This is a genomic window from Aeromicrobium piscarium (genome assembly GCF_007421815.1).
In the GTDB taxonomy this organism is placed as follows: Bacteria; Actinomycetota; Actinomycetes; order Propionibacteriales; family Nocardioidaceae; genus Aeromicrobium; species Aeromicrobium piscarium.
In genome coordinates this window covers 63,874-88,128 of the sequence record NZ_VLNT01000008.1, presented here as the reverse complement: position 1 = coordinate 88,128, position 24,255 = coordinate 63,874, and the positions used below count along the sequence as shown (strand labels likewise).

Annotated in this window: 25 protein-coding genes; 14 read left to right on the top strand and 11 right to left on the bottom strand. The window is 69.0% G+C overall.

Annotated elements, in window-relative coordinates; translation table 11 throughout:
- The 4 genes from FNM00_RS11300 (at position 1) to FNM00_RS11285 (ending at position 4,160) form a co-directional block, all read left to right on the top strand.
- Positions 1–1,059, top strand: a complete 1,059-nt coding sequence (locus FNM00_RS11300; RefSeq protein WP_246065162.1) for a prenyltransferase/squalene oxidase repeat-containing protein — start codon at positions 1–3, stop codon at positions 1,057–1,059.
- Positions 1,060–1,138: 79 nt separating this feature from the next.
- Positions 1,139–1,765 (top strand): class I SAM-dependent methyltransferase, encoded by a 627-nt coding sequence (locus tag FNM00_RS11295; protein WP_143913648.1) that lies wholly within the window; start codon positions 1,139–1,141, stop codon positions 1,763–1,765.
- Between the two features lie 63 nt (positions 1,766–1,828).
- Positions 1,829–2,608, top strand: a complete 780-nt coding sequence (locus FNM00_RS11290; protein WP_143913647.1) for a PTS sugar transporter subunit IIAB — start codon at positions 1,829–1,831, stop codon at positions 2,606–2,608.
- Positions 2,609–2,621: 13 nt separating this feature from the next.
- Positions 2,622–4,160, top strand: a complete 1,539-nt coding sequence (locus FNM00_RS11285; RefSeq protein ID WP_143913646.1) for a PTS ascorbate transporter subunit IIC — start codon at positions 2,622–2,624, stop codon at positions 4,158–4,160.
- Positions 4,161–4,397: 237 nt separating this feature from the next.
- Here FNM00_RS11285 and FNM00_RS11280 read toward each other — a convergent pair whose 3' ends face one another.
- The 8 genes from FNM00_RS11280 to FNM00_RS11245 form a co-directional block, all read right to left on the bottom strand.
- Positions 4,398–4,898, bottom strand: coding sequence for a hypothetical protein (locus FNM00_RS11280; protein ID WP_143913645.1), 501 nt, complete (start codon positions 4,896–4,898; stop codon positions 4,398–4,400).
- Positions 4,899–4,907: 9 nt separating this feature from the next.
- Positions 4,908–5,696 carry an ABC transporter permease gene (locus FNM00_RS11275; protein WP_143913644.1) on the bottom strand — a complete coding sequence of 263 codons (789 nt, stop codon included), beginning with the start codon at positions 5,694–5,696 and terminating at the stop codon, positions 4,908–4,910.
- On the bottom strand, positions 5,693–6,487 hold the full coding sequence (locus tag FNM00_RS11270; protein ID WP_143913643.1) for an ABC transporter permease: 795 nt from the start codon (positions 6,485–6,487) through the stop codon (positions 5,693–5,695). The genes FNM00_RS11275 and FNM00_RS11270 overlap by 4 nt, the downstream gene beginning before the upstream one ends.
- On the bottom strand, positions 6,484–7,407 hold the full coding sequence (locus tag FNM00_RS11265) for an ATP-binding cassette domain-containing protein (RefSeq protein ID WP_143913642.1): 924 nt from the start codon (positions 7,405–7,407) through the stop codon (positions 6,484–6,486). Before FNM00_RS11265 ends, FNM00_RS11270 begins: the two co-directional genes overlap by 4 nt.
- Positions 7,408–7,532: 125 nt before the next feature.
- Entirely contained in the window at positions 7,533–8,294 is a 762-nt protein-coding gene (locus tag FNM00_RS11260) for an ABC transporter permease (protein WP_143913641.1), read from the bottom strand.
- On the bottom strand, positions 8,291–9,187 hold the full coding sequence (locus tag FNM00_RS11255; RefSeq protein WP_143913640.1) for an ABC transporter ATP-binding protein: 897 nt from the start codon (positions 9,185–9,187) through the stop codon (positions 8,291–8,293). Before FNM00_RS11255 ends, FNM00_RS11260 begins: the two co-directional genes overlap by 4 nt.
- Entirely contained in the window at positions 9,184–9,489 is a 306-nt protein-coding gene (locus tag FNM00_RS11250) for a transcriptional regulator (protein WP_143913639.1), read from the bottom strand. Before FNM00_RS11250 ends, FNM00_RS11255 begins: the two co-directional genes overlap by 4 nt.
- A 75-nt stretch (positions 9,490–9,564) precedes the next feature.
- Complete coding sequence (locus FNM00_RS11245; RefSeq protein WP_143913638.1) at positions 9,565–10,182, bottom strand: hypothetical protein; 618 nt, start codon at positions 10,180–10,182, stop codon at positions 9,565–9,567.
- A gap of 189 nt (positions 10,183–10,371) precedes the next feature.
- Between FNM00_RS11245 and clpB the strand changes: the two genes are divergently transcribed.
- The 6 genes from clpB (at position 10,372) to FNM00_RS11215 (ending at position 17,448) form a co-directional block, all read left to right on the top strand.
- Positions 10,372–12,966: an ATP-dependent chaperone ClpB gene (gene clpB / locus FNM00_RS11240; RefSeq protein ID WP_143913637.1), complete on the top strand. Its 2,595-nt coding sequence runs from the start codon at positions 10,372–10,374 to the stop codon at positions 12,964–12,966.
- Between the two features lie 178 nt (positions 12,967–13,144).
- Entirely contained in the window at positions 13,145–14,143 is a 999-nt protein-coding gene (locus FNM00_RS11235; RefSeq protein WP_143913636.1) for a hypothetical protein, read from the top strand.
- A 62-nt stretch (positions 14,144–14,205) separates the two neighbouring features.
- Positions 14,206–15,597: an NAD(P)/FAD-dependent oxidoreductase gene (locus tag FNM00_RS11230; protein WP_143913635.1), complete on the top strand. Its 1,392-nt coding sequence runs from the start codon at positions 14,206–14,208 to the stop codon at positions 15,595–15,597.
- 141 nt (positions 15,598–15,738) lie between these two features.
- Positions 15,739–16,146, top strand: a complete 408-nt coding sequence (locus FNM00_RS11225) for a helix-turn-helix domain-containing protein (RefSeq protein ID WP_143913634.1) — start codon at positions 15,739–15,741, stop codon at positions 16,144–16,146.
- On the top strand, positions 16,143–17,096 hold the full coding sequence (locus FNM00_RS18840) for a hypothetical protein (RefSeq protein ID WP_185973100.1): 954 nt from the start codon (positions 16,143–16,145) through the stop codon (positions 17,094–17,096). The genes FNM00_RS11225 and FNM00_RS18840 overlap by 4 nt, the downstream gene beginning before the upstream one ends.
- A gap of 82 nt (positions 17,097–17,178) precedes the next feature.
- Complete coding sequence (locus tag FNM00_RS11215; protein ID WP_143913632.1) at positions 17,179–17,448, top strand: DUF2516 family protein; 270 nt, start codon at positions 17,179–17,181, stop codon at positions 17,446–17,448.
- Here the strand turns inward: FNM00_RS11215 and FNM00_RS11210 are convergent.
- Genes FNM00_RS11210 through FNM00_RS11200 form a run of 3 tightly spaced genes read right to left on the bottom strand, consistent with a single transcriptional unit; the run spans position 17,424 to position 19,076 of the window.
- Entirely contained in the window at positions 17,424–18,404 is a 981-nt protein-coding gene (locus tag FNM00_RS11210; RefSeq protein WP_143913631.1) for a permease prefix domain 1-containing protein, read from the bottom strand. The genes FNM00_RS11215 and FNM00_RS11210 overlap by 25 nt on opposite strands.
- Position 18,405: 1 nt before the next feature.
- Positions 18,406–18,744: a PadR family transcriptional regulator gene (locus tag FNM00_RS11205; protein WP_143913630.1), complete on the bottom strand. Its 339-nt coding sequence runs from the start codon at positions 18,742–18,744 to the stop codon at positions 18,406–18,408.
- Between the two features lie 44 nt (positions 18,745–18,788).
- On the bottom strand, positions 18,789–19,076 hold the full coding sequence (locus FNM00_RS11200; RefSeq protein WP_143913629.1) for a hypothetical protein: 288 nt from the start codon (positions 19,074–19,076) through the stop codon (positions 18,789–18,791).
- 217 nt (positions 19,077–19,293) lie between these two features.
- Here FNM00_RS11200 and FNM00_RS11195 point away from each other — a divergent pair, with 217 nt between their 5' ends.
- The 4 genes from FNM00_RS11195 (at position 19,294) to FNM00_RS11180 (ending at position 24,241) form a co-directional block, all read left to right on the top strand.
- The gene (locus FNM00_RS11195) at positions 19,294–21,000 is read left to right on the top strand and encodes a BCCT family transporter (protein WP_221933694.1); all 1,707 of its coding nucleotides are present in this window, start codon (positions 19,294–19,296) and stop codon (positions 20,998–21,000) included.
- An 84-nt stretch (positions 21,001–21,084) separates the two neighbouring features.
- Positions 21,085–21,747 (top strand): TetR/AcrR family transcriptional regulator, encoded by a 663-nt coding sequence (locus tag FNM00_RS11190; RefSeq protein WP_143913628.1) that lies wholly within the window; start codon positions 21,085–21,087, stop codon positions 21,745–21,747.
- Between the two features lie 14 nt (positions 21,748–21,761).
- Positions 21,762–22,670: an ABC transporter ATP-binding protein gene (locus tag FNM00_RS11185; RefSeq protein ID WP_143913627.1), complete on the top strand. Its 909-nt coding sequence runs from the start codon at positions 21,762–21,764 to the stop codon at positions 22,668–22,670.
- Positions 22,667–24,241: an ABC transporter permease gene (locus FNM00_RS11180; protein ID WP_143913626.1), complete on the top strand. Its 1,575-nt coding sequence runs from the start codon at positions 22,667–22,669 to the stop codon at positions 24,239–24,241. Before FNM00_RS11185 ends, FNM00_RS11180 begins: the two co-directional genes overlap by 4 nt.
- Positions 24,242–24,255 lie beyond the last annotated feature (14 nt).

The following is a 24,255-nucleotide window of genomic DNA, read 5'->3' as shown; positions in this document are numbered from 1 at the left end:
ATGCCGCTGCCGCACGTCCCCGGCGTGCTGTCGGCCGAGCAGGTCGGGCAGACGGCGGGCACGATCATCGAGGCGCAACACCCCTCGGGCCAGATCGCCTGGTACCCCGGGGGCCACAGCGATCCGTGGGATCACGTCCAGGCGGCGATGGGGCTGTCCGCGGCGGGACGTCGCCGTGAGGCCGTCGCGGCCTTCGACTGGCTGGCGGGCGCCCAGCGTCCCGATGGCTCGTGGGCGACGCGGTATGTCGACGACACTATCGAGGACGCCGCCACCGATGCCAACTTCTGCGCCTATATCGCGGCGGGGGTCAGGCATCTCTGGGCGATGGATCCGACCGGCGACCTGGAGCGGTTCTGGGCCGTGATCGACCGGGCGATGGAGTGCGTCCTGTCGATGCGCCTGCCGTCGGGCCTCGTGGCCTGGTCGCGCGGTGAGGACGGCGATCTGTCCGACCAAGCCCTGGTGACGGGCAACGCCTCGATCGCCTTCAGCCTGCGGTGCGCCCTCGACCTCGCGCGCGTATGGGGTCATCAGCGCCCGGACTGGGAGCTCGCGGTCGCTCGCATCGACCACGCGCTGCGGGTCCACCCCGACTGGTTCACCCCCAAGCCCCGGCACTCGATGGACTGGTACTACCCGGTGCTCGGCGGCTCGCTCATGCACGAGGCCGCCCAGGAGCGGATCGACGAGCGATGGGACGAGTTCGTGGTGCCGGGCCTCGGTGCCCGTTGCGTCACCGTCAATCCCTGGGTGACCGGCGGCGAGTCGTGCGAGCTGGTGCTCGCGCTGGAGGCGATGGGCCGGCGCGATGCCGCTCTGCGGGTCTTCAGCGAGATGCAGCATCTGCGCGATGACGACGGCTCCTACTGGACGGGCCTGGTCTACTCCGATGGCGTGCGCTGGCCCGTCGAGCGCACCACCTGGACGAGTGCCACCGTCATCCTGGCCGCCGATGCGCTGTCGGCCGTCACCCCCGCCCACGACCTGTTCCATCCGCTGCGTCATGTGCGCACCGACTGGCTGGTCTCGTGTTCCTGTCAGGAGTCCGTCCGATGACCGATCTTCTCGCACCCTCTCGGCGGTCGAGTAGTTCCCGAGGAACGAGGGAGCATATCGAGACCTCGGTGGGAGCGGTATGAGCGAGCTGCCCGTCGAGCTGGCCAGGATCGCCGCCGAGGTCAAGGGATTCCTGCCCGATGACGAAGCCGCGGCCCTGCGTCGGGCCGCTTCCGAGCACGCCACTCCCGGCGGCGTGCTCGTCGAGATCGGCACCTACTGCGGCAAGTCCACGATCCATCTCGGGCACGTCGCTCGTGAGGCGGGGGCAACCCTCGTCACCGTCGACCACCACCGAGGATCCGAGGAGCACCAGGTCGGGTGGGAGTACCACGACACCGATCTCGTCGACCCCGCCACCGGGGCCTTCGACACCCTGCCGAGCCTGCGCCGGGCGCTGTTCGAGGCGGGATTGGAGGACGTGGTCGTGCCGATCGTGGGTCGCTCGTCGACGGTGAGCGCCTTCTGGCGGACCCCCGTCGACGTCGTGTTCATCGATGGCGGCCACACCGATGAGGCCGCTCAGGCCGACTACGCGGGCTGGGCGCCGCGGGTGCGTCCGGGCGGTGTGCTCGTGATCCACGACGTCTTCCCCGATCCCGCCGACGGCGGCCAGGCTCCCTACCGCATCTACCTGCGGGCGCTCGAGGACGGCTTCGTCGAATCCTCGGTCACCGGCAGCCTGCGCGTCCTCACCCGTCAGTGAGACCGAGCCGATTCCGGCTCTCGCGCCGAGACGCTCCGGTTCGTGGCGGGGTACCGTCGGAGCATGTCCGCTCTCGTCGAACTGCTGAGTGACGAGGCCATCGGCCTCGACGTCCGCGCCGCCGACTGGCAGGAGGCCGTCACGGCCGCCGGACGACTGCTGGAACACACGGGCGTCGCCGATGCTCCCTATACGCAGTCGATGATCGACAATGTCACGGAGAACGGACCGTACATCCTCATCGCTCCGGGCTTCGCCTTCGCCCACGCGCGTCCGTCCGAGGCGGTGCACCGTACGGGCCTGTCGTGGGTGCGGCTCGCCGAGCCCGTCGAGTTCGGCCATCCCAGCAACGATCCCGTCACCCTCGTCGTGGCGCTCGCCGCCAAGGACGAGGATGCCCACACCCAGGCGATGGCGCAGCTCGCCAAGGTCATCGGCGATCCGTCCACCAAGGCCGCCCTCGATGCCGCGGCCACGCCCGCCGAGGTGAAGGCGGCGATCGCCGGCGACACCGAGGAGGCGCCGGCCCACGCCGAGCACTCGGACGCGGCATCGTCGCGCAATCTCATCCTGACGGTCTGCGGCAACGGCCTCGGTACGAGCCTGTTCCTCAAGAACACCCTCGAGCAGGTCTTGGACCGCTGGGGCTGGTCGCCGTACCTGACGGTCGAGGCCACTGACACGATCTCGGCGCGCGGCAAGGCCAAGGACGCCGACCTCATCCTCACCTCCGGGGAGATCGCCCGGACCCTCGGCGATGTCGGCATCCCGGTCAAGGTCATCGACAACTTCACCAGCACCACCGAGCTCGACGCGGCGATGCGCGAGCTGTACGACGTCTGATCAGGAGAGACCCATGGACTGGCTGGTCGCCATAGCGGAGTTCCTCGTCAACGAGATCCTCAGCGTTCCCGCATTCCTCATCGGCATCATCACCGCCGTCGGCCTCGTCGCGTTGCGCAAGTCCACCGGTCAGGTGGTCGGCGGGGCGATGAAGGCGACGCTCGGCTTCCTGCTGATCGGCGCCGGCGCCACGCTCGTGGTGGCGTCCCTCGATCCGCTCGGCGCGCTCATTCAGAGCGCCGCGGGTGCGCAGGGCGTCATCCCCACCAATGAGGCCATCGCCGGCATCGCCCAGGCCGAATACGGGGCGCAGGTGGCCTGGCTGATGATCCTCGGCTTCGCGGTGAGTCTCCTGCTGGCACGGTTCACGCCGCTCAGCTATGTCTTCCTGACCGGCCATCACATCCTCTTCATGGCCACGCTCATCACCATCGTGCTGGCATCGGCCGACTACACCGGACCGCTCGTGGTGATCCTCGGAGGCGCCCTGCTCGGCATCCTGATGGTGTCGTTGCCGGCTTTCGCGCATCCGTGGACCCGACGCATCACCGGCGACGACAGCATCGCGATCGGTCACTTCGGCACCGCCGGCTACATCGCGGCGGGGGCGACGGGACGGCTCGTCGGCAAGAGCAGCAAGTCCACCGAGGACATGAAGCTCCCCGAGTCGCTGCGCTTCCTGCGCGACTCGATGGTCGCGACCGCGCTGTCGATGGTGCTCATGTACGTCGTCGTCTCGCTCCTCGCCCTGGCGCGCGTCGGCCAGGAAGAGGCCTTCGATGCCTTCGGCGGGGCGAGCGATATCGGCAATTTCCTGATGCTCGGCGTTACGCAGGGGCTGCAGTTCGGCGTGGCGGTGGCGGTCATCCTGTTCGGCGTCCGCACGATCCTCGGTGAGCTGGTACCGGCTTTCCAGGGCATCGCCGCCAAGGTGGTGCCCGGCGCGATCCCCGCGCTCGATGCGCCGATCGTCTTCCCCTATGCGCAGAACGCCGTGCTCGTCGGCTTCCTGTCGAGCTTCGTCGGCGGCCTGCTCGGTCTGGCGGTGCTCTCGGTCTGGCTCAACCCCGCCTTCGGGCTGGCGCTCATCCTGCCGGGCCTCGTGCCGCACTTCTTCACCGGCGGTGCCGCGGGCGTGTACGGCAATGCGACGGGCGGACGTCGCGGGGCCGTGGCGGGCGGCTTCGTCAACGGCCTGCTCATCACCTTCCTTCCCGCGCTGCTGTTGCAGGTGCTCGGCACCTTCGGTACCGCGAACACGACCTTCGGCGATACGGACTTCGGCTGGTTCGGCATCCTGATCGGCTACGGCGCCAAGCTCGGCTCGGTCGGTGGTGTCGTCGTCATCGCGGTGATCGGCCTGCTGATCCTCGGCGGTGCGATCCTCATGCAGAAGAAGCTGGTCGAGACCGGCTGGGACCCGGCCGCCGGCCGCGAGCGGCCGGCCGGTGGCGAGGAGGAGACGGCGGCCGGGGCGACAGGCACGGCGGGGGCGTACCCCAAGATCGCCCCACCAGCAGGAGCCCCCGCGCCCCCGCCCCCACCCGAGTAGCCCTCGGCCTCCGGCCCGAGTTTTGGCCACTTGTGGCCCGGTCGGGGCGGGTGAAACGGGCCACAACCGGCCATAACCAGCGGGTCTCGTGCCAGGAATCCGGATGCCGAGATCGTCCCGTCATGTGGACTCCTGGCGACCTGCTGTCGACATATGGCCAGTTGTGGCCCGATTCACGCCTGAAAGAAGGGCCACAGCTGGCCACATCTGGGTTCTGAGGCCGACAGGAGGGACGGCTCAGGGCAGGAGGTACACGATCGTCGCGAAGAGCAGGGGCAGCACGATCAACACCGCCAGACCTTTGACGGAGAGCTGGGCACGCAGGTGGAAGGCGTAGTCGCCCCAGCCCTCGGCATCCTCGGTGCCGCGCACCACCACCCAGCTCGGACGCCAGGCACAGATCACGAGCCAGTCGACGACGACCATGTCGATCAGGCAGAACAGCGCGGTGACGCCGAAGGCCATCAGCCAGGCCGAGGCGAAGCGCTCGCTCGCCGGCGGCCACGTCGCCGTGGTCACCAGCAGGGCGGCCAGGAGCGTCACCAGGAAGAGCGGTCCGAGCACCCAGCCGGCACGTACCTCACCACGGCTCGGCTCGGGCAGCCGGGCACGCACGTCGGCCGGATAGTCCTCGGCGAATGCCGTCCATCCCCATCGAAGGGATGCCAGCAGCACGGTTGTCGGCACCAGCAGGGAGAGCCCGCCGACCCCCAGCAGGTGGATCCACCAGTCGCTCACCGTCGCCCCTCAGCCACGTCGCGCGTACCTCCTGACCGCGAGGGTCCCGAAGACGGCCGTCAGCCCGACCGCCCACGCCGCCACCGCGAGCAGGTGGTCGCCGGCGCTGCCACCGTGGGCGAAGGCACGCATCGCGTCCACTACATGCGAGATCGGGTTGGCGCTCGCGATCGGCTGTGCCCAGCCCGGCAGGTCTGCCAACCGCACGAAGCCCGTGGACAGGAAGGACAGCACGAGCAGCAGCGCGTTGAGGGCGGCATTCGCCGACTCGGCCGAGGCGGCGTGCAGGGCAACGGCGACCATCAGCCAGGCCAGCCCGAATCCGTAGAGGAGTGGGACGACGAAGTACGCCACGATGCCGAGGAGCCCGTTCTCGAAGCGGAATCCCAGCGCCATCCCGACGCCGGTGACGATCGCGACGGTCGCCAGATTGCGGGCCGTGTCGGCGATGATCCGCCCGGCGAGGGGAGCCACCGGGGACAGCGGCAGCGTGCGCAGGCGGTCGTCGAAGCCCGCGATGCGATCGGCGTGGACGGCGTTCGCGGTCGACAAGGTCGCGAAGGTGATGCCCATCGCCGCGAACAACGGCACCGAGTAGTTCACATAGTCCGCATAGCTCCCGCCGGGCATGACGATCTCGGCGAAGGAGACCGACAGCAGGAGGAGCAGGATCACCGGGAAGGCGGCCGTCATGGTCACCGTCGCGGGAGATCGGGCCATCAGCAGCAGGCCTCGGCCGGTCAGGATCGCGGTGTCGGCCCAGGCCGATGCGCGCGGTGTCGCCGGTGCGGTGCTCATGGGGTCCTCCCGAAGGCCCGCGGAGCGAGGGCCGCGAAGAGGGCGATCACCGCCAGGGTCCAGCCGACCGCCAGGAGCGTGGTCCCGGCGGGGTCCGCGGTGGTGTCCGTCGAGACCGCGCGCAGGGCGTCGGCGATGCGGGAGAACGGCTGGTTCTCGACGATCGGCCTGAGCCAGTCGGGGAAGGCCCGGGCCGGGACGAACAGGTTCGAGACGAGCAGCAGCGGGTAGTAGATGAGACCGCCGACGACCTGGACCGTCTCGACCTTGGCGATCGCGAAGCCGAGCACGAGATAGGCCAGGCATCCGGCGGCCGCCCATCCCAGGGCGATCAGCGCGAAGACGACGGCCCACAGCGGGCCGTGCTCGAACCGGAAGCCGACGAGATAGCCGGCACCGATTAGCACGGCGATGCTCGCCACGGCCCGGGTGAGCTCGCCGCCCAGCAGGCCGAACACCGGGGACATTCGCGAGATCGGCATGGAGCGCAGCCGGTCGATCATGCCCCCGGAGGCGTCCTCGGCGGCCCAGATCGATGCGGAGATCGCGGTGAAGAACATCGCCTGGATCACGACGGCCGGAACCAGGTACTGGACGTAGTCGACCCCGGTACGTTCCATCGGTCGCCCCAGCACGGCGAGGAAGAGACCGGCGAAGACCAGCGGGAGCACGAGCGCCGAGATCATGGACGACGGGCGGCGCGACATCAGCCGGACGTGGCGGCCGGTCAGGCTCAGCGCATCGGTGGCGAAGGAGGCTCGCGCCCGTCCCGTGTCGGCGGTGGAGGTCATGAGCCGGTGGCCTGGCCGGTCAACGCCAGGAAGGCATCGTCGAGGGTGGGACGGCGCAGCCCGAGGTCTTCGACGAGGATGTCGTGCGCGTCCAGCAGCCGGACCACCTCGACGAGCGTGCCGGAGCCGTCGGCGGGGACCACCAGGCCCTCGGCGCTCCGCGAGACCTGCCACCGCGATGACAGCAGTTCCTCGACCCGGGGCATCAGCTCCTCGTCCACGCGGACGTGGCAGACCGCGCCGGTGACCCGGTGTTTGAGGTCGTCCGCGGTCCCCTCGGCGATGACCTCGCCGTGGTCGATGACGACGATGCGGTCGGCGAGCTCCTCGGCCTCCGCGAGGTACTGGGTGGTGAGCACGATCGTCGTCCCCTCCGCCCGCAGTCGCCGCACGATCGCCCACAGCGAGTTGCGGCTGCGCGGGTCCAGGCCGGTGGTCGGCTCGTCCAGGAAGAGCACCCGCGGACGGCCGATGAGCGAGGCGGCCAGGTCCAGTCGGCGCCGCATGCCACCGGAGAAGGTGCCGGCTCGTCGGTCGGCGGCGTCCAGGAGATCGAACTCGGCCAGGAGCTCGGCGGCCCGCTCGCGAGCGCCGGCGCGGCCGAGCTTCAGCAGCCGGCCGAACAGCGTGAGGTTCTCGCGCGCGGTCAGATTGTCGTCCAGCGCGGCGAACTGGCCGGTGAGACCGATACGGGTCCGTACCGCCGCGGGATCGGTCCGTACGTCGATGCCGTCGACGCGGACGGTCCCCTCGTCGGCGCGGACGAGGGTGGTGACGATGCTGATCATCGTGGTCTTGCCCGCCCCGTTGGGACCGAGCACGCCCAGGATCTCGCCCTCGTGTGCGGCCAGGCTCAGCCCCCGGAGGGCCTCGACCTCACCGAAGCTCTTGCGCAGCCCCTCGACCTCGACGACCGACACCACGCCCCTCCTCGCCTCGACAGCTCGCCGTGAAGGAAGGATTGCCTTCCCTAAGTAGAGGGTACGGGTCGTCGACGCCCCCCGTCGACCCCTCGTGGGCGCGAGCCCGGGGCGTCCCCTGAGGGTCAGCGGAAGCGCCGGCCCTCGTCGCGGCGGAAGCCCCACAGGGTGAAGGCGGCGCCGAGGACGCTCCAGCCGATGAGCACGAGCACCGTGCGGACCGCGACATCGCCGCTGCCGACCGCCCAGACGACGAGATCGCGCTCGGCGCGACTCGGCAGCAGCCCGGAGATGGTGTCCAGCCAGGACGGGAAGACATCGGGTGGGATGAACATGCCTCCGCCGAAGGCGAGCCCGAAGAACAGCAGCTGGGCGACGGCGATCGCGGACTTCTGTCGTAGCCAGTAGCCGATGGCGAAGCCGATCAGGAGCATCGGCACTGCTCCGGCGAGCAGCGCTCCGAGGGTGAGCAGCAGCCGGTCCGGGGCCAGCCGGGCCTCGGTGAGGAAGAACGCGATGACGCAGATCGGGATGAGACCGAGCACCGACAGGATGATGCCGGTGCGCAGCCGGCCGATCACCTGCGGGAAGGGGCCGGCGGCCAGCGTGCGCACGTAGGTGTCGAAGGGGCGCGCGCGGTCCTCGGCGATGCCGGCGCCGAAGGTGAACAGGCAGACCGACATCACCCCGAGCGCGGCGAGCTGGGCGGCGGCACCGGTCGCGGCGATGCGTTCGTCGGCGATCTCTCGTTGCGGCACGACGAAGAACAGGAGTGCCAGCGAGGGGAACACCGTGGTGCCGATGATCGCGATCGGCTCGCGGAGGACCTCCAGCAGATTCAGTTTCGCGTGCGCGCGGGTGATGCTCAACGACGACGGCGTGCTCATGCTGTCCTCCTGGCGTCGGAACGGGTGAGTTGGGCGAAGGCGTCCTCCAATGAGGCGCCGGCGACGCGGAGTCGCGAGAAGTCGACGTCGTCGGCGCACAACCGGTGCACCAGGGCGTCGGCATCGCGCGTCAGCAATGTGACCTGGTCGCCGTCGCGTTCCAGGCTGACGACGCCGGGCAGATCGTCGAGGCGGGTATCGGTGCTGTGGAGGCTCACCCGATCGACATCGACGCGGTCGATGACCGACTGGGTCGTGTCATCGACGAGGACGCGGCCGTGGTCGATCACGATGACCCGTCGGGCGAGGCGCTGGATCTCCTCGAGGTAGTGGCTGGTGATCACCACGGTGCCGCCATCGGCCTGGTAGTCCTCGATGGCATTCCACAGGCTGTGCCGGGCCTCGATGTCGAGACCGGTGGTGGGTTCGTCCAGCAGGACGAGCGCGGGCCGACCCACCATGGCGAGCGCCACGGCGAGACGGCGCTGCTGGCCCCCGGACAGCGCACCACACTGACGTCCGGCGAGGTCGGTGAGACCGAAGCGATCCAGCAGCTTCTCGGCCGGGAGGGGGTCGGGGTAGTGCCGCGACACGAACTCGATCACCTCCTTGACCTTGATCGTCGCGGGGAGACCGGTCTCCTGCGGGGTCGCCCCGATCGCGACGCGCGTGGCGGGCTGCCGGGGATCGCCGCCGGCGATGCGCACGGTGCCGCTCGATGGCTTGCGCAGGCCGGTCAGCAGGGAGATCAGCACCGACTTGCCGGCGCCGTTCGGACCGAGCAGTCCGACCAGCTCTCCGGGCCGGATGGTCACAGAGACGTGGTCGACGGCGAGCACGTCGCCGAATGAGCGGCTCACGTCCTCGGCGACGACGAGGGGTGTGACGGTCATGAGCTCTCTCCTGTCGGGTCGATGAGGGATCGGATCTGTGCGGTGTAGCGCTCGAAGGCGGCGAGTCCGGTGGGGGTGATCTCGACATAGGTCACCGGGGTTCGGCCCTCGATGGTCTTGGACTGCCGCACGTAGCCGGCGTCCTCGAGCTTGCGCAGATGGGTCGAGAGATTGCCCGCGGTCATCTCGAGCAGCTTCTGCAGCCGCGGGAAGGTGATGCTGGCGTTGTTCGGCATCGCGGCGAGGGACGCCACCACCCGCAGCCGCGCCTGGGCATGGATGACCGGATCCAGCTCACTCATGGCGACCCCCGCTCTGGACCGAGATGTGCTCCCGGTTGACGAATGGGGAGCACATCTCGGTCCCGGTCGAGGTGCTCATGCTCGCCGCCGGTCGAGGTAGTCGGCGAGCGCCGCGACGAGGAATCCGCCACCGCCCAGGCCGGCCATCACCAGGTACAGATAGGGGACCCCGGTCACCGAGGCGATGGCCACGACGACCGCGATCCAGACACCGAGCCGGTACTGACGCGTGTCGTTCCAGGCGGCACCGCTGGCCATGAACAGGCAGGCGACGACGAGGCAGGGCAGGCCGTTGGCGACCACGCCGACACCTTCGCCCTCGAGGCCGGCGGAGAACATCCCGCCGTAGATGAAGAAGGAGGCGCCGAAGGAGGCACCCCAGGCGGTGCCGAGGCGGGCGTTCATCCGGCCGCCGGCGCCGCCGAGCCCGCTGGCCCGGCGCTCGGAGTGCACCACGGTGAAGACCAGGGCGGCGACGATCAGGCCGCCGAAGATGCTGCCGCCGAGGAGATGGGGCTCGCCCTCGGGGCCGACGGTGAAGAACATCGCGACATAGCCGATTCCCCAGGCGAGGCCCCAGATGCCGTAGAGCATCCGGTCGTCGGAGCTGAGACTCTCGCGCACCTGACGGCGTTGCGCGTCGATGATGGCCCAGCTCTCCGCCGGGGTCGGTGACTTCTCGTCCTCACCCATGGGTACCTCCGATATCGCCAACTAGTTTGTCGTGCAAAGTCAGTTTGCATGGCAAAGTCGTTTGCGTCAAGTGGCGATTGGCGGGACGCGTGACGAATGCCACGTCGCCGGTTAAAATTGAGCGGAATGGACTCAACTTTGGCAAGGTTGTTCTACGTGTAGACATCGTTATCACCAGGGGAGTCGTCGATGGACCTTTCGAAACTCACGACCCGCAGCCAGCAGGCGCTCGCTGCGGCCATGTCGTCGGCAGCCGCTGCGGGCAATCCCGCGGTGGAACCGGCACATCTGCTCGCGGCGCTGCTCGAGCAGGAAGGTGGCACCGCCGGGCCGCTCGTCGCGGCCGCGGGGGCCGACCCGCGCACCGTTCTCGCTGAGACGAAGCAGAGCATCGAGCTACTGCCTTCGGCCAGCGGTTCGAGTGTCCAGAATCCGAATCTCGCGCGCTCCACCCATGAGGTGCTGCAGCGCGCCATCGACGAGGCCGATGCACTCGGGGACGAGTTCATCTCGACCGAGCCGATCGTCGTGGGCATCGCCACCGTGCAGTCTCCGGCGCAGGCCGTTCTCGCACGCCACGGTGTCACCCCCGAGGCGTTGAAGGACGCCTTCTCCGCGGTCCGCGGTAGCGCGAAAGTCACCAGTCAGGATGCCGAGGACGCCTACCAGGCGCTGGAGAAGTACGGCATCGATCTGACGGCGCTGGCCCGTGACGGCAAGCTCGATCCCGTCATCGGCCGCGATGCCGAGATCCGTCGTGTCGTGCAGGTGCTCAGCCGCCGCACCAAGAACAACCCCGTCCTCATCGGCGAGCCCGGCGTCGGCAAGACGGCCGTCGTCGAGGGTCTCGCCCAGCGCATCATCGACGGCGACGTGCCCGAGTCGCTGCGTGGCCGTACGCTCGTCAGCCTCGACCTCGGCGCGATGGTCGCCGGAGCGAAGTACCGCGGTGAGTTCGAGGAGCGCCTGAAGGGCGTCCTGAACGAGATCAAGGAGTCGAACGGGCAGATCGTCACGTTCATCGACGAGCTGCACACCGTCGTCGGCGCCGGCGCGACCGGCGAGGGCGCGATGGACGCCGGCAACATGCTCAAGCCGATGCTGGCCCGCGGCGAGCTGCGCATGATCGGTGCCACGACCCTCGACGAGTACCGCGAGTCGATCGAGAAGGACCCGGCTCTCGAGCGTCGCTTCCAGCAGGTCTTCGTCGGCGAGCCGAGCGTCGAGGACACGATCGCGATCCTGCGTGGCCTGAAGGAGAAGTACGAGGCGCACCACAAGGTCGAGATCTCCGACGCTGCGCTCGTAGCCGCCGCGACCCTCTCGCATCGCTACATTCCGGGCCGTCAGCTGCCGGACAAGGCCATCGACCTCATTGACGAGGCATCGAGCCGGCTGCGGATGGAGATCGACTCCAGCCCGGTCGAGATCGATGAGCTGCGTCGTGCCGTCGACCGGCTCACGATGGAAGAGCTGCATCTCGAGCACGAGACCGACGAGGCCAGCGTCGAGCGCCTCGCGAAGCTGCGTGCCGAGAAGGCCGACAAGTCCGAGCAGCTGCGCGCCCTGGAGCAGCGCTGGGAGTCCGAGAAGCAGAGCCTCAATGCCGTCGGCGAGATCAAGGAGCGCATCGACGAGGTCCGCACGGCCGCCGACCGCGCCCAGCGCGAGGGCGACTTCGAGACCGCGGCGCGGCTGGCCTACGGCGAGCTCCCCAAGATGGAGGAGCAGCTCGCCGCGGCCCAGCAGGCCGAGGCATCGGCCTCCGCCGACCGGATGGTGCACGAGGAGGTCGGGCCGGACGACATTGCCGAGGTGGTGGCGTCCTGGACGGGCATCCCCACCGGGCGCCTGCTGGAGGGCGAGACCGAGAAGCTCCTGCACATGGAGGACGAGCTCGGCAAGCGGCTCATCGGCCAGAAGGCCGCCGTCCGCGCCGTGTCCGATGCGGTGCGGCGAGCCCGGGCCGGGATCTCCGACCCGGACCGGCCGACCGGATCGTTCCTGTTCCTCGGTCCCACGGGCGTCGGCAAGACCGAGCTCGCCAAGAGCCTCGCGGACTTCCTGTTCGACGACGAGCGCGCCATCATCCGCATCGACATGAGCGAGTACGGCGAGAAGCACAGCGTCTCGCGGCTCGTCGGCGCCCCTCCGGGCTATGTCGGGTACGACGAGGGCGGCCAGCTCACCGAGGCCGTACGCCGGCGCCCCTACTCGGTCGTGCTGCTCGACGAGGTCGAGAAGGCGCATCCGGAGGTCTTCGACATCCTCCTGCAGGTGCTCGACGATGGCCGTCTGACCGATGGCCAGGGCCGCACGGTGGACTTCCGCAATGTCATCTTGATCCTGACGTCGAACCTGGGCTCGCAGTTCCTCGTGGACCCGTCGCTGGACGATCAGGCCAAGAACGATGCGGTGATGAACGTCGTGCGCGCGTCCTTTAAGCCCGAGTTCCTCAACCGGCTCGACGAAGTGGTCATGTTCGAGGCGCTCGGCACCGAGGAGCTCACGCGGATCGTCGATCTGCAGTTGGATTCGCTGGCCCGGCGACTGGAGTCGCGCCGCATCAACCTCGAGGTGTCCGATGCCGCCAAGGAGTGGCTGGCCCTCACCGGCTGGGATCCGGCGTACGGTGCCCGCCCGTTGCGCCGGCTGGTGCAGCAGGCGATCGGCGACCGGCTCGCGCGCGAGCTGCTCTCGGGCGAGGTGCGCGACGGCGACACGGTCACCGTCGACCGCGACGAGGACGCCGACGAGCTCCGCGTCGCCCCGGTCCGGGGCTGAGTCGATCGCACCGGGGGCGGTGACCTACGCACCTATCCTCGCCCGGGGCGGTGACCTACGCACCTCTCGACACCGCTGAGGGGTGCGTCGCTCACCGCCCGCGACGGTGAGGGGTGCGTGAGGCACCGCTCACCGGGGGACGCGGGCTGCCCTGGGGCGATCTGGTTCGATAGAGGGCATGGCCGCGCCTCGTCCCCGTTCCGTGACCCTCGCCTGTCTGTATGCGGGGTGCGGCGCGGCCTTCGCCTTCATCATCCTGGTCAGCCAGCTCGGCAGCTGGGGCTCGATCCAGATGCAGGAGCAGATCGAGCAGTTGCTCGCGGAGCCGCCGCTGTCGGCCACCTCGCTGAGCGTCGACACGACGATGGAATGGCTGCGCTGGATGGTGCTCGTCGGGGTCGTCGGCACCATCGCGACCATGGTGTTCGCCATCTTCGCGTTCCGGGGCGATCGTGGCTCACGGATCGGGCTGACGGTGCTGTGCAGCCTGGCGGCTCTGCTCTTCGTGACCATGGGGCTGGTGGGCATCCTCCCGGCGCTCCTGGCCGCGATGTGCGTCGGGATGCTCTGGCAGCGCGAGTCCCGGCGGTACTTCGCCGGGGAGGAGCCTCCCGTCGAGCTGGGCGCTGCCCCGAGCGTGACCGCACCCCAGTCCCAGACTCCGCCGCCGGTCCAGGAACAGCGCCCTTCCGCGCAGCAGGGCTACGCGCAATCCGTGGCACCCGCGCCGTCCGCGCGGGCGGCTCGCCCGAAGCCGGTGACGGCGGCCCTGCTGGTGACCGGCATCGGCTCGGTGATGGTCGCCGGTGTGGCCGCCCTGCTGCTCCTGACCGTCTTCGTCGGCGGCCGCGCGGAGGTGGAGCGCGCCTGGCAGGACCAGGGGATGCTCAGCGACATGATCGCCGAGAGTGGTTTCACGGTCGACGACCTGATGCGGCTGATGCTGGTGAGTGCCGCCGGGTGGCTGCTGCTCTCGCTGGTGGGCATGGCCGTCACCGCGTGGGCGTTCGCGCACCGTTCGCCGGTGGCGCGGATCGCGCTCGTCGTCGTCTGCGTGCTGACGATCGCCGCATCCATCGTGTTCTTCCCCGTCGGCCTGCCGTGGACGGCCGCTGCGGTGGTCGTCATCGTCCTGGCCCATCGCCAGGAGGCCCGAGCCTGGTACCGAGGCGTGTAGCGCGGCTCACAGGCCCCCACGCTGACCGGCGGACACCTACCGTCCCGGACTAGTCTGGGCTCATGTCCTCCTCGGCTCCGGTTTCGTCCTCGAAGCGTCCTCATGTCGTCATCGTCGGCGGTGGATTCGGAGGCCTGGCGGCGGTGCGGAAGCTCAAGGACGCCGATGTCGACATCACGCTCATCGACCGGCACACCTACAACACCTTCCAGCCGCTGCTGTACCAGGTCGCCACGGCCTCGCTGAATCCCGGCGACATCACCTGGTTCCTGCGCGCTGTGCGCGCCAAGCAGGACAATGTGCGTTTCGTGAAGGGCACCGTCGTGGCGATGGATCACGATGCGCAGTCGATGCTGCTCGACGGCAACATCACGGTCAAGTACGACTATCTGATCATCGCGGTCGGTGTCACAGCCAATTTCTTCGGCATTCCAGGGGCCGAGGAGTTCTCGATGCCGCTGTACCGCCGGTCGCAGGCGCTCGCCCTGCGCGACCGGATCTTCGCCAATCTCGAGGATGCCGCGATCAACGGCCAGGACCGCGATCTGCGGGTCGTGGTGGTCGGCGGCGGCGCCACGGGCGTGGAGACGGCCGGCGCTCTTGCCGAGATGCGCAATCAGGACATGCCGACGACCTATCCGGAACTGGATCAGAGTCGTATCCACATCACGCTGGTGGAGATGGCGCCCCACGTCCTCGGGCCGTTCCACCCGAATCTGCGCGACTATGCCAAGAAGTCGCTGGAGAAGCGCGGGGTCGACCTGCGCCTCGGCACCGCGGTCAAGGAGGTGCGCACCGACGGCGTCCTGGTGGAGACCAATGGCACCGAGGAGTTCATCGAGGCCGGCATCGTGGTGTGGGCATCGGGCATCACGGCCCATTCGATGATCGGAGAGTGGGGGGTTCCGCAGGGGCGCGGTGGCCGTATCGAGGTCGACGACCGACAGCGGGTGCGCGGCTTCCACAATGTCTTCGCGGTCGGCGATATCGCGGTCAACCCCGATGAGCCGCTGCCGCAGCTGGCCCAGCCGGCCCTGCAGGAGGGCAAGTACGTCGCCAAGCTGATCCGCCGCGAGGTGGACGGCAAGGACGATCCGAAGCCCTTCTCCTATTTCGACAAGGGCACGATGGCCACCATCGGCCGCGCCTCGGCGATCGCGCAGGTCAAGGGCCTGCCCCGGCTCAAGGGCTGGATCGCGTGGCTGATCTGGGTGGCCATCCACGTGCAGCAGCTGCTCGGCAACCGCAACCGTTTCGCCACGATGACCAATCTGAGCCTGAAGTACCTGCTGTGGCGCAGTCACAATGCGATCGTCGGCGAGACCCCGTATGTGATCTCGCACGAGCCGCGGGTCATCGAGGCCACGCCGCAGGGCGCCACGAAGAAGGCGGCGAAGAAGGCCGCCAAGAGGGCGCCTAAGAAGGCCCCGTCGACGGAGTCCCCCGAGCACTGACCTCCACGGTCCCGGTTGTGCCCACCTGTGGCCCGTTCCGGGACGGTGAAACGGGCCGCAACCGGCCACATCCGGGAGGCGTGGCCGAGGTCACTTAGCTGCCAGCTTGCAAACGCTAACTTTTGTTAGCACCATGGAGACATGGCGAAGCTGAGCATGTCCGATGCCGTGAACTCTCTCGGCGACTACGTGCGTGCCCAGCGCCAGCAGGCCCAGATGTCCTTGCGTCAGCTCGCCGAGCTGGCGGACGTCTCGAACCCGTATCTCAGCCAGATCGAGCGGGGCCTGCGCAAGCCATCGGCGGATGTGCTGCAGCAGATCGCGAAGGCGCTGCGCATCTCGGCCGAGTCGCTCTACGTACGGGCCGGGATCCTCGATACCGAGGACATCGGGCCGCGGAGGGTCGAGGACGCGATCGCCCTCGACCCTCGTCTGACCGAGCGGCAGAGGTCCGCCCTGCTGGACATCTACCGTTCGTTCGTCGGGGTCGCCGACACGACGAGCGACGAACTGACCGAGAAGCTCACCCACGCCAAGGAGGACGTATGAGTATCGCTGACGCCCTGAACGCCCAGTTGAAGTCCCTCGTCGAGGACATCAAGAACCTGCCCACCACCCTCAAGGGATTCGACGTCGCCGACCTGCAGAAGAAGGCCGAGGGTCTCGCTCAGGCCGCGGTCGGCTCGGCCACGGCCGTCTACGCGGACCTGGTCAAGAAGAGCGATGACCTCGCCACGAAGGCCAAGGGGCTGACCGTCGACGACCTCAAGGCCGCTGTCGACGACCTGAGCGAGCGCGCCGACGATCTGGTGACCGCCGTGCGCGGCAAGGTCGACGATGTGACGGTCGAGGACCTGCGCGGAGCGGTCGACGACTTCCGCGACCGTGCGGAGGACCTCGTCGAGGATCTCAAGGACCGCGCCGAGGATCTCATCGAGGAGCTGCAGGAGAAGGCCGATGCCTTGACCGGCAAGGCTGCCGAGGTCGTCGAGGAGGTCAAGGAGGAGGCTCCTGCCGCCGCCACGTCCGCGAGCGCGGCGACCCGTGCGGCGACCGCCCCGAAGAAGTCGACCGCCAAGAAGGCCCCGGCGAAGAAGTCGACGGCCAAGAAGGCCTCGTCCACGACGTCGGCGACCAAGAAGACCGCCGCGAAGAAGGCCTCGTCCACGAGCGCGTCGACGGCGGCGAAGAAGACCGCCAAGAAGGCTCCGGCGAAGACGTCGAACACCGGCTCGGCCGCCAAGAAGACGTCCGCTCCGGCCAAGAAGAGCGCCCCGGCGGCCAAGAAGGCGACCGCCAAGAAGGCTCCGGCGAAGAAGACGACCGCCAAGAAGGCGGCCTCGTCGACCTCGTCGACCACGACCGCCGGGCAGAACACCACCCCGCGCAAGGCGACCCCGGCTCCGGCCAAGAAGACCTCGGCGAGCACGCCCTCGTCCGCGTCGACTCCGGCGACCCCGTCGTCCCCGGCGGAGGCCCAGGACTCGCAGCTCTCCTGAGCCGTCACGACGACGCCGGCACGATCCTCCAGGGGATCGTGCCGGCGTCGTCGTTCTCGGTCCGGTCGGTACGCTGGGCCGCATGCTCGATGCCTTCGGCTATGTCCAGCTCGCCCTGGCCGTCGTGCTGTTCGCGGTGAAGGTCTTCGCGCTGATCGACTGCCTGCGGCGTCCCCAGGTCGACTTCGAGATCGCCGGGAGCCTGCAGAAGAACGCCTGGCTGATCATCCTCGCCCTCGCCGTCGTGGCCCAGTTCGTGTTCTTCTCCGGGTCGCCGCTCGGGCTCCTCAACCTCGCCGGCACGGTCGCCGCGCTGGTGTATCTGGCTCAGCTGCGGTCGGTCCGCCGCTGATCCGGTGCGCCCGGCCTCTGTCGATACGCCTTGTAGAGCCCGTCCCCGATCTCCCAGGCGATGATGATCGCCAGGACGGCCAGCACATAGGGCTTCGAGTGGTCGACGATATCCGGGGTCAGGCCGACGCGGTCGAGGAAGTCGGGATTGAGTAGCCGATCGGAGACGAAGAGCCAGCCGAGCAACGCACCCCAGACGAGGGAGATCGGAAGATTCACGATCGCGGCGGGCCAGGTCCATCCGGTGCGGTAGACCCAGACCGCATGAACCGCTTCGAGGGCGAGCAGCAGGAACATCACCGGGATCCACGAGCGCCACAGCGCGGGTTCCAGTACCGGAATCCGCTCGCCATCGACGACCACCAGCGAGCCGAACTGCTGCCAGACCAGCAGCCCCGCGACGATCACCAGGAAGACGAGGCTCGCGATCAGATCGCCGAGCTTGCCGCGGCCGGTGCTCTCGGGGAGCTGTGGCAGGCGATCCGGGGTCCAGAGGTGGGGGCTGTCGTCGGGCGACGTCGCCCGCTCCGCTATGGCGAAACCGAGGGTGGTCCAGAAGGCGACGTGCAGGGCGACGATCACGATGGTGATGATCGTGCCGGCGATGACGGTCCCGATGGGCTCGCCTTCGCTGAGCGCGACGATGAGGTCGATGACGCCGACGACCCACGGTGCCGTCGCCAGCGCGATCACCATGACCCGCTGCCACGCGAAGTAGTAGCGCGGACCGATCAGGTACATCGGGCGTTCGCGATAGGCGGCGGAGAGTCGCAGCGGATCGCCCAGCTCGGTGAGGGCGCGGACCTCGGCCTCGTCGGGACCCAGGCCCGCGGAGCGATGATCGTCGACGGTGTCGGCGATACGTTCGCGCAACTCGCGATCGAGCTCCTCGCGCTCGTCCTGGTCTGCCACGAATCGGGTCGCGGCGAAGACGTAACGGTCGGTCAGTTCGGTCATGTCAGCTCTCCTCGGTGAGATCGCGCAGGCTCGCGTCGAGCCGGTGCCATTCGGCCGTCAGGGTCGCGGCGAGCTTCTCGCCGTCGGCGCTCGTGCGGTAGAACTTCCGCGGTCGTGGCTCGTCGGTGTTCCATTCGCTGGTCAGCAGCCCCTGCTTCTCGAGGCGGCGCAGCAGCGGGTAGAGGGTATTGGCGTCCACGTGGATCCCGGCGGTGTTGAGGCTCTCGAGCAGTGCGTAGCCGTAACCGGGCGTGCGGAGCGCGGCGAGTGACGCGAGGACGACGGTCCCGCGCCGCAGCTCCTGGAGGTGTCCCGCGACAGCGGTCTCATCGGTGCCCATGTCCCACACTATAGTGTGTGTTACACATTATAGTCAATCGAATACTAGCGTGTCGCGATACCGCGGGGTCTCGCTGGGTGCAGCCAGCGCGTGAGGATCATGAGCAGGTCGGCGATATCGGTGTCGCGCGGGGCATCACTGGCGACACGGATCGATTGATACGCAGCGAGCAGGCCCGCGATCCACCGGGCGGTGTCGGCCGGACGCAGCTCCGGGTCGATCGATCGCTCGGCGATACCTGCCTCGCAGAGGCCGACCCAGTGCTCGTGCGGGGTCGGTTCGCCCGCGATGTGCCGCTCCACCCGCTCGACGATCTCATCCCAGGCGCTCATGCGGGGCAGTCTAGTGACGGCGATGCGCGGCAGGAGCGGACGGATGATGATGCGTAGGGGTTGCCATGGCGACCCGAATGCATCGCGTTTCGAGCGGGTTCGCCCCGATGACGATGCATTGCAGCGGCGTGAGCAGCCACGACGCATCACCATCGGTTCCCCGGTACAGCGGTGAAGTCGGCGGGCGGAGGACGCCGAAGGGGTCTACCTTGTCTTCGTGAAAACTGAAAAGCCGCGTACGTGGCGGCAACGCATCGATCCCGTGGTCTTCACGGTCACCGGCGCCTTCGCGCTGGGTTTCGTGATCTGGGGCCTCGTCAGTACGCCCGGCCTGGCATCGGCATCAGGCAGCGCCGAGGCCTGGGTCATCTCCCACGGCGGATGGTTCTTCGTGCTGGCGGCGAGCTTCTTCGTCGTCTTCGTGCTCTGGCTCGCGGCCGGCAAGTTCGGCAAGATCCCGCTCGGTGACGATGACGAGGAGCCGGAGTTCCGCACCATCTCGTGGATCGCGATGATGTTCAGCGCCGGCATGGGTATCGGACTGATGTTCTTCGCTGTCGCCGAACCGCTCTCGCACTACGCCGATCCGCCCCCGGGCACCGCGGAGGCCGAGTCGGCCGAAGCCCTGCAGGTCGCGATGGCCACCACCATGTTCCACTGGGCGCTCCATCCCTGGGCGATCTACGCGGTCGTCGGGCTGGCCATCGCCTACGGCACCTTCCGTCGTAAACGTCGACAGCTCGTGAGCGCGGCGTTCATTCCGCTGTTCGGCAAGCGGGCGGCCGCGGGGCCGGCGGGGCGCGTCATCGACATCCTCGCGATCTTCGCGACCCTCTTCGGCTCGGCGGCGTCGCTCGGACTCGGCGCCCTGCAGATCGGGGCCGGCCTGCGCTTCAACGGCTGGGTCGACTCGGTCGGCAAGGTCACCCTCGTGCTCATCATCGTCGTCCTGACGATCTGCTTCATCATCTCCGCGGTGTCGGGCGTCGCGCGCGGTATCCAGTGGCTGGCGAACACCAACATGGTCCTCGCCGTCATCCTGGCGGTCTTCATCTTCGTGGTCGGCCCGACGCTCTTCATCCTGAACCTGCTGCCGACCTCCCTCGGCGACTACCTCTCGCAGTTCGTCGACATGGCCGCCCGGACCGACGCGAGCGGCGATGAGGCCATGCAGGAGTGGCTGTCGGCGTGGACCATCTTCTATTGGGCCTGGTGGATCTCCTGGACGCCGTTCGTCGGCATGTTCATCGCCCGGATCAGCCGGGGCCGCACGATCCGCCAGTTCGTCACCGGTGTGCTGCTGGTGCCATCGCTCGTCAGCCTCGTGTGGTTCGCGATCTTCGGCGGGGCGGCGATCGACCGGCAGCGCGTCGACGGCGACATGGTGCCGGGCAACGGCATCGTGAACTCCGACGAGGCGCTCTTCGACCTGCTGCACCACTACCCGCTGGCCTCGGTCATGGCGGTGCTCGTCATGGTCCTGGTGGCCATCTTCTTCGTCTCCGGCGCCGACGCCGCCTCGCTCGTCATGGGCACGCTGAGCGAGCGTGGCGACATCGAGCCGAGCCGGCGGACGGTCATCTTCTGGGGCGCGCTCACCGGGGCGGTCGCGGCGATCATGCTGGTGATCGGCGGCGACGATGCCCTGACCGGCTTGCAGAACATCACGATCGTCGCCTCGGTGCCGTTCGTGCTGGTGATGGTGCTGTTGTGCTTCTCCCTCGTGAAGGACCTGCAACGGGACACGCTCATCCGTCGTCGCCGTACCGCGCAGGAGGTGATGGAGTCCGCGGTCATCGCCGGCGAGGAGCGTCATGACGGCGAGTTCGCGCTCGTCGTAGAGGGCATCGAGTCCGGATCCGATGACGAGCTCGAGGACCACGAGGCGCCGCCGGATTCGCATCACAAGCACCGCAGACGCTGACGATTCCGATCGGCAGGGGAGTCTGGCATCCAGGCCCGCCGGACTCCCTTGCCATCGACTGAACGTGTGTTTAGGCTATTGATCATGCGTTCAACAGGGCCCGTGGAGGATGCCGACAAGACGAGTCGCGCCCGTCTGCGCGATGCCGCGATCCTGTGCTTCGCTCGCGACGGGTTCGGCGCCTCGGTGCGGTCCATCGCGACCGAGGCGGGCGTGAGCGCTGGACTGGTCATCCATCACTTCGGCTCCAAGCAGGCGCTGCGCGAGGCCTGCGACAGCCAGGTATTGGCGATTATCCGGGAGACCAAGCAGCAGTCGATTCGTGAGGTGACCGCGGGAAAGAGCCTGCTGCATCGGTTCGCCGCGGCTGACGAGCAGGGGCCGTTGCTCGGCTATATCGTGCGTTCGCTGCAGGACGGTGGGCCCGTCGCGGCCACGTTCATCGAGCACCTGGTCGCCGATGCCGTCGCCTACTGCGCCGACGGTGTCCGGGCCGGCCTGCTGCACCCGAGCCGCGACGAGCCGGCGCGGGCTCGCTACCTGACCCTGTCGGCGATGGGCGCGCTGCTCCTGGAGATCCAGCTGCGCCCACCGGCCGACCCCGCCGACCTCTCCGCGCTCGTGCGCGAGTTCATGAGCACCAGTTACCTGCCCATGCTCGAGCTCTACACCCAAGGGGTGTTCACGACGAGCCGGTTGCTCGACGACTACCTGCTCACGGTCCCCGACCGGTCTCCCGCTGAGTGACAGGAGCTCCCACCATGACCGATACCTCCCCAGCGGTGCAGATCGACGGTCTCGTCAAGACCTTCGGCTCCGTCCGCGCGCTCGACGGCCTCGATCTGCATGTGGCGAGGGGTGAGGTGCACGGTTTCCTCGGCCCCAACGGAGCCGGCAAGTCCACCACGCTGCGTGTCCTTCTCGGACTGTTGCGTGCGGACACCGGGACGGTGCGCCTGTTGGACGGTGACCCCTGGAAGGACGCGGCACGCCTGCACCGTCGACTCGCCTACGTGCCCGGCGATGTCTCGCTGTGGCCCAATCTCACGGGCGGGGAGATCATCGATCAGCTCGGCCGGCTGCGCGGCGGCCTCGACGCGGGCCGCCGCGCTGAGGCCATCGAGAGGCTCGAGCTCGACCCGGCCAAGAAGGCGCGCACCTATTCCAAGGGAAATCGGCAGAAGGTCGCCCTCGTCGCGGCCTTCGCGAGTCCGGTGGAGCTCCTGCTGCTCGACGAGCCGACCTCCGGTCTCGACCCGCTCATGGAGGCGCACTTCGGCGATCTCGTCGAGGAGTTCCGTGCCGGCGGCGGAGCCGTGCTGTTGAGCAGTCACATCCTCGCCGAGGTCGAGCGCCTGTGCGACCGGGTCAGCATCGTGCGGGGAGGGCGCACGGTCGAGTCGGGCACGCTCGCCGAGCTGCGCCACCTGACCCGGACCTCGATTCACGCCGAGCTCGATCGCGTCCCCGACGACCTGCGAGGGCTGCCCGGCGTCAACGATCTCGACATCGAAGGACATCGGGTGCGGCTGCAGGCCGACAGCGACCGCATCGGCGCGGTCGTCGAGGTGCTCGGCCGCGGCGGTATCCGCACGCTCACGAGCACGCCGCCGACCCTCGAAGAACTGTTCCTGCGGCACTATGGCGACGATCCCGAGGTCGCGAGATGACCGGTGGGGGAGCGCTGCTGCGGCTGCATCTGCGTCGTGACCGGTGGATGCTGCTGTGGTGGGTCGCGGGCATCGCCGTCTTCTACTGGTCGCAGGCCTGGGGGACGGAGGCGAGCTATCCCACGCAGGGCGAGCTGGACGAGGCCGCCGCCGCGATGCAGGGGAACGCCGCCTTCATTGCGATGGCGGGACCGGCGCGCGCCCTCGACACCATCGGTGGTCAGACGGCCTGGCAGGCGGGCGCCTTCGGCATGATCCTGACCGGTCTCATGGCGATGTTCCTCATCGGTCGCCATACGCGCGCGGAGGAGGAGAGCGGCCGGGACGAGCTCATCAGGGCGAGTGCGATCGGCCGGCGGACGCCACTGCTCGCCGCCGGTCTCGTCGCGGTCCTCGCCTGCGTGGCGGCAGGTGCGGTCGTCGCGGCGACACTGTCGACGATGCTGCCGTGGAAGGGGTCGGTCGCCCTCGGCGTGGGCGCGGCCGGTGCCGGGCTGTTCTTCGGCGCGCTCACCCTGGTGGCCGCTCAGATCACCTCGTCGACACGAGCCGTCTACGGCGCGGTCGGGATCGCGCTGGGCGGCTCCTATGTGCTGCGGGCGATCGGCGATGTCGCCGGCAACGGACTGTCGTGGGCCTCGCCGCTCGGCTGGGGCCAGGCGATGCGCGCGTTCTCCGGCGAGCGCTGGTGGCCCGCGGTGCTCCTCGTCGGGTCGGCCGCTGTGCTGGGGGTCGTCGCATTCGCTCTCCTCGGCCGCCGCGACATCGGCTCGGGTCTTCGTGCTGCCAGACCCGGGCCGTCGAGTGCCTCGCGGTCGCTCGGCGCCGGTGGCTGGGGGCTTGCCTGGCGGCTCCAGCGACCCGGTGTCCTCGGCTGGCTCGGTGCCCTCGCGCTCGTCGGCCTCGCGATGGGAACCATTGGCGACGATGTCGAGGGACTCGTGGGTGACGAGGGGCTCGCGCGCGACCTGCTCGTGGCCGGCGGGTCGGGTGCCTTCACCGATCAGCTCTACGGCACCGTCGCGCTCATGGTCGGGCTCGGCGCGGCCGGTCCGGCGATCGCCGCGGCCCTCCACGCCAGAGCCGAGGAAGACGCCGGCCGAGCCGAGCTCGTGCTCTCGACGGCGCTGCCGCGTGGGCGCTGGGCGCTGGGGCATCTGGCCATCGCGATGGCAGCAGGGGTGGCCGGTGCCCTCATCGGTGGGTTCGGTATGGGGCTGGGCTACCTGCTGGTGACCGGCGACGCATCTCAGATCCCGCGGTTCACCGGCGCGGTCGGCATCTACGCGCTGCCGGTGCTGGTGCTGCTCGGTGTGACATGGACCCTGTACGGTCTCGGCCGCCGCTGGGCGCCGCTGGGCTGGGCCGCGCTCGGCTTCTGCGTGTTCGCGATGATCGTCGGCCGTACCCTCCAGCTGCCCGGCTGGCTCCTGGACGTCTCGCCCTATCAGCACATTCCGCTGCTGCCGGCCGAGCCTTTCGCGTGGACCCCGGTCGTCGTCCTCGCCGCGATCGCCGCCGTGCTGCTCGGCACGGGCGCCGCGGCCCTGCGCCGGCGTGACCTGGGCTGAACGACGCCTGGAAG

Coding starts and splice junctions, on each gene's coding strand:
- FNM00_RS11300 (WP_246065162.1), top strand. CDS start 1: ATGCCGCTGCCGCACGTCCCCGGCGTGCTGTCGGCCGAGCAGGTCGGG.
- FNM00_RS11295 (WP_143913648.1), top strand. CDS start 1,139: ATGAGCGAGCTGCCCGTCGAGCTGGCCAGGATCGCCGCCGAGGTCAAG.
- FNM00_RS11290 (WP_143913647.1), top strand. CDS start 1,829: ATGTCCGCTCTCGTCGAACTGCTGAGTGACGAGGCCATCGGCCTCGAC.
- FNM00_RS11285 (WP_143913646.1), top strand. CDS start 2,622: ATGGACTGGCTGGTCGCCATAGCGGAGTTCCTCGTCAACGAGATCCTC.
- FNM00_RS11275 (WP_143913644.1), bottom strand. CDS start 5,696: ATGAGCACCGCACCGGCGACACCGCGCGCATCGGCCTGGGCCGACACC.
- FNM00_RS11270 (WP_143913643.1), bottom strand. CDS start 6,487: ATGACCTCCACCGCCGACACGGGACGGGCGCGAGCCTCCTTCGCCACC.
- FNM00_RS11260 (WP_143913641.1), bottom strand. CDS start 8,294: ATGAGCACGCCGTCGTCGTTGAGCATCACCCGCGCGCACGCGAAACTG.
- FNM00_RS11255 (WP_143913640.1), bottom strand. CDS start 9,187: ATGACCGTCACACCCCTCGTCGTCGCCGAGGACGTGAGCCGCTCATTC.
- FNM00_RS11250 (WP_143913639.1), bottom strand. CDS start 9,489: ATGAGTGAGCTGGATCCGGTCATCCATGCCCAGGCGCGGCTGCGGGTG.
- FNM00_RS11245 (WP_143913638.1), bottom strand. CDS start 10,182: ATGGGTGAGGACGAGAAGTCACCGACCCCGGCGGAGAGCTGGGCCATC.
- clpB (WP_143913637.1), top strand. CDS start 10,372: ATGGACCTTTCGAAACTCACGACCCGCAGCCAGCAGGCGCTCGCTGCG.
- FNM00_RS11235 (WP_143913636.1), top strand. CDS start 13,145: ATGGCCGCGCCTCGTCCCCGTTCCGTGACCCTCGCCTGTCTGTATGCG.
- FNM00_RS11230 (WP_143913635.1), top strand. CDS start 14,206: ATGTCCTCCTCGGCTCCGGTTTCGTCCTCGAAGCGTCCTCATGTCGTC.
- FNM00_RS11225 (WP_143913634.1), top strand. CDS start 15,739: ATGGCGAAGCTGAGCATGTCCGATGCCGTGAACTCTCTCGGCGACTAC.
- FNM00_RS18840 (WP_185973100.1), top strand. CDS start 16,143: ATGAGTATCGCTGACGCCCTGAACGCCCAGTTGAAGTCCCTCGTCGAG.
- FNM00_RS11215 (WP_143913632.1), top strand. CDS start 17,179: ATGCTCGATGCCTTCGGCTATGTCCAGCTCGCCCTGGCCGTCGTGCTG.
- FNM00_RS11210 (WP_143913631.1), bottom strand. CDS start 18,404: ATGACCGAACTGACCGACCGTTACGTCTTCGCCGCGACCCGATTCGTG.
- FNM00_RS11205 (WP_143913630.1), bottom strand. CDS start 18,744: ATGGGCACCGATGAGACCGCTGTCGCGGGACACCTCCAGGAGCTGCGG.
- FNM00_RS11200 (WP_143913629.1), bottom strand. CDS start 19,076: ATGAGCGCCTGGGATGAGATCGTCGAGCGGGTGGAGCGGCACATCGCG.
- FNM00_RS11190 (WP_143913628.1), top strand. CDS start 21,085: ATGCGTTCAACAGGGCCCGTGGAGGATGCCGACAAGACGAGTCGCGCC.
- FNM00_RS11185 (WP_143913627.1), top strand. CDS start 21,762: ATGACCGATACCTCCCCAGCGGTGCAGATCGACGGTCTCGTCAAGACC.
- FNM00_RS11180 (WP_143913626.1), top strand. CDS start 22,667: ATGACCGGTGGGGGAGCGCTGCTGCGGCTGCATCTGCGTCGTGACCGG.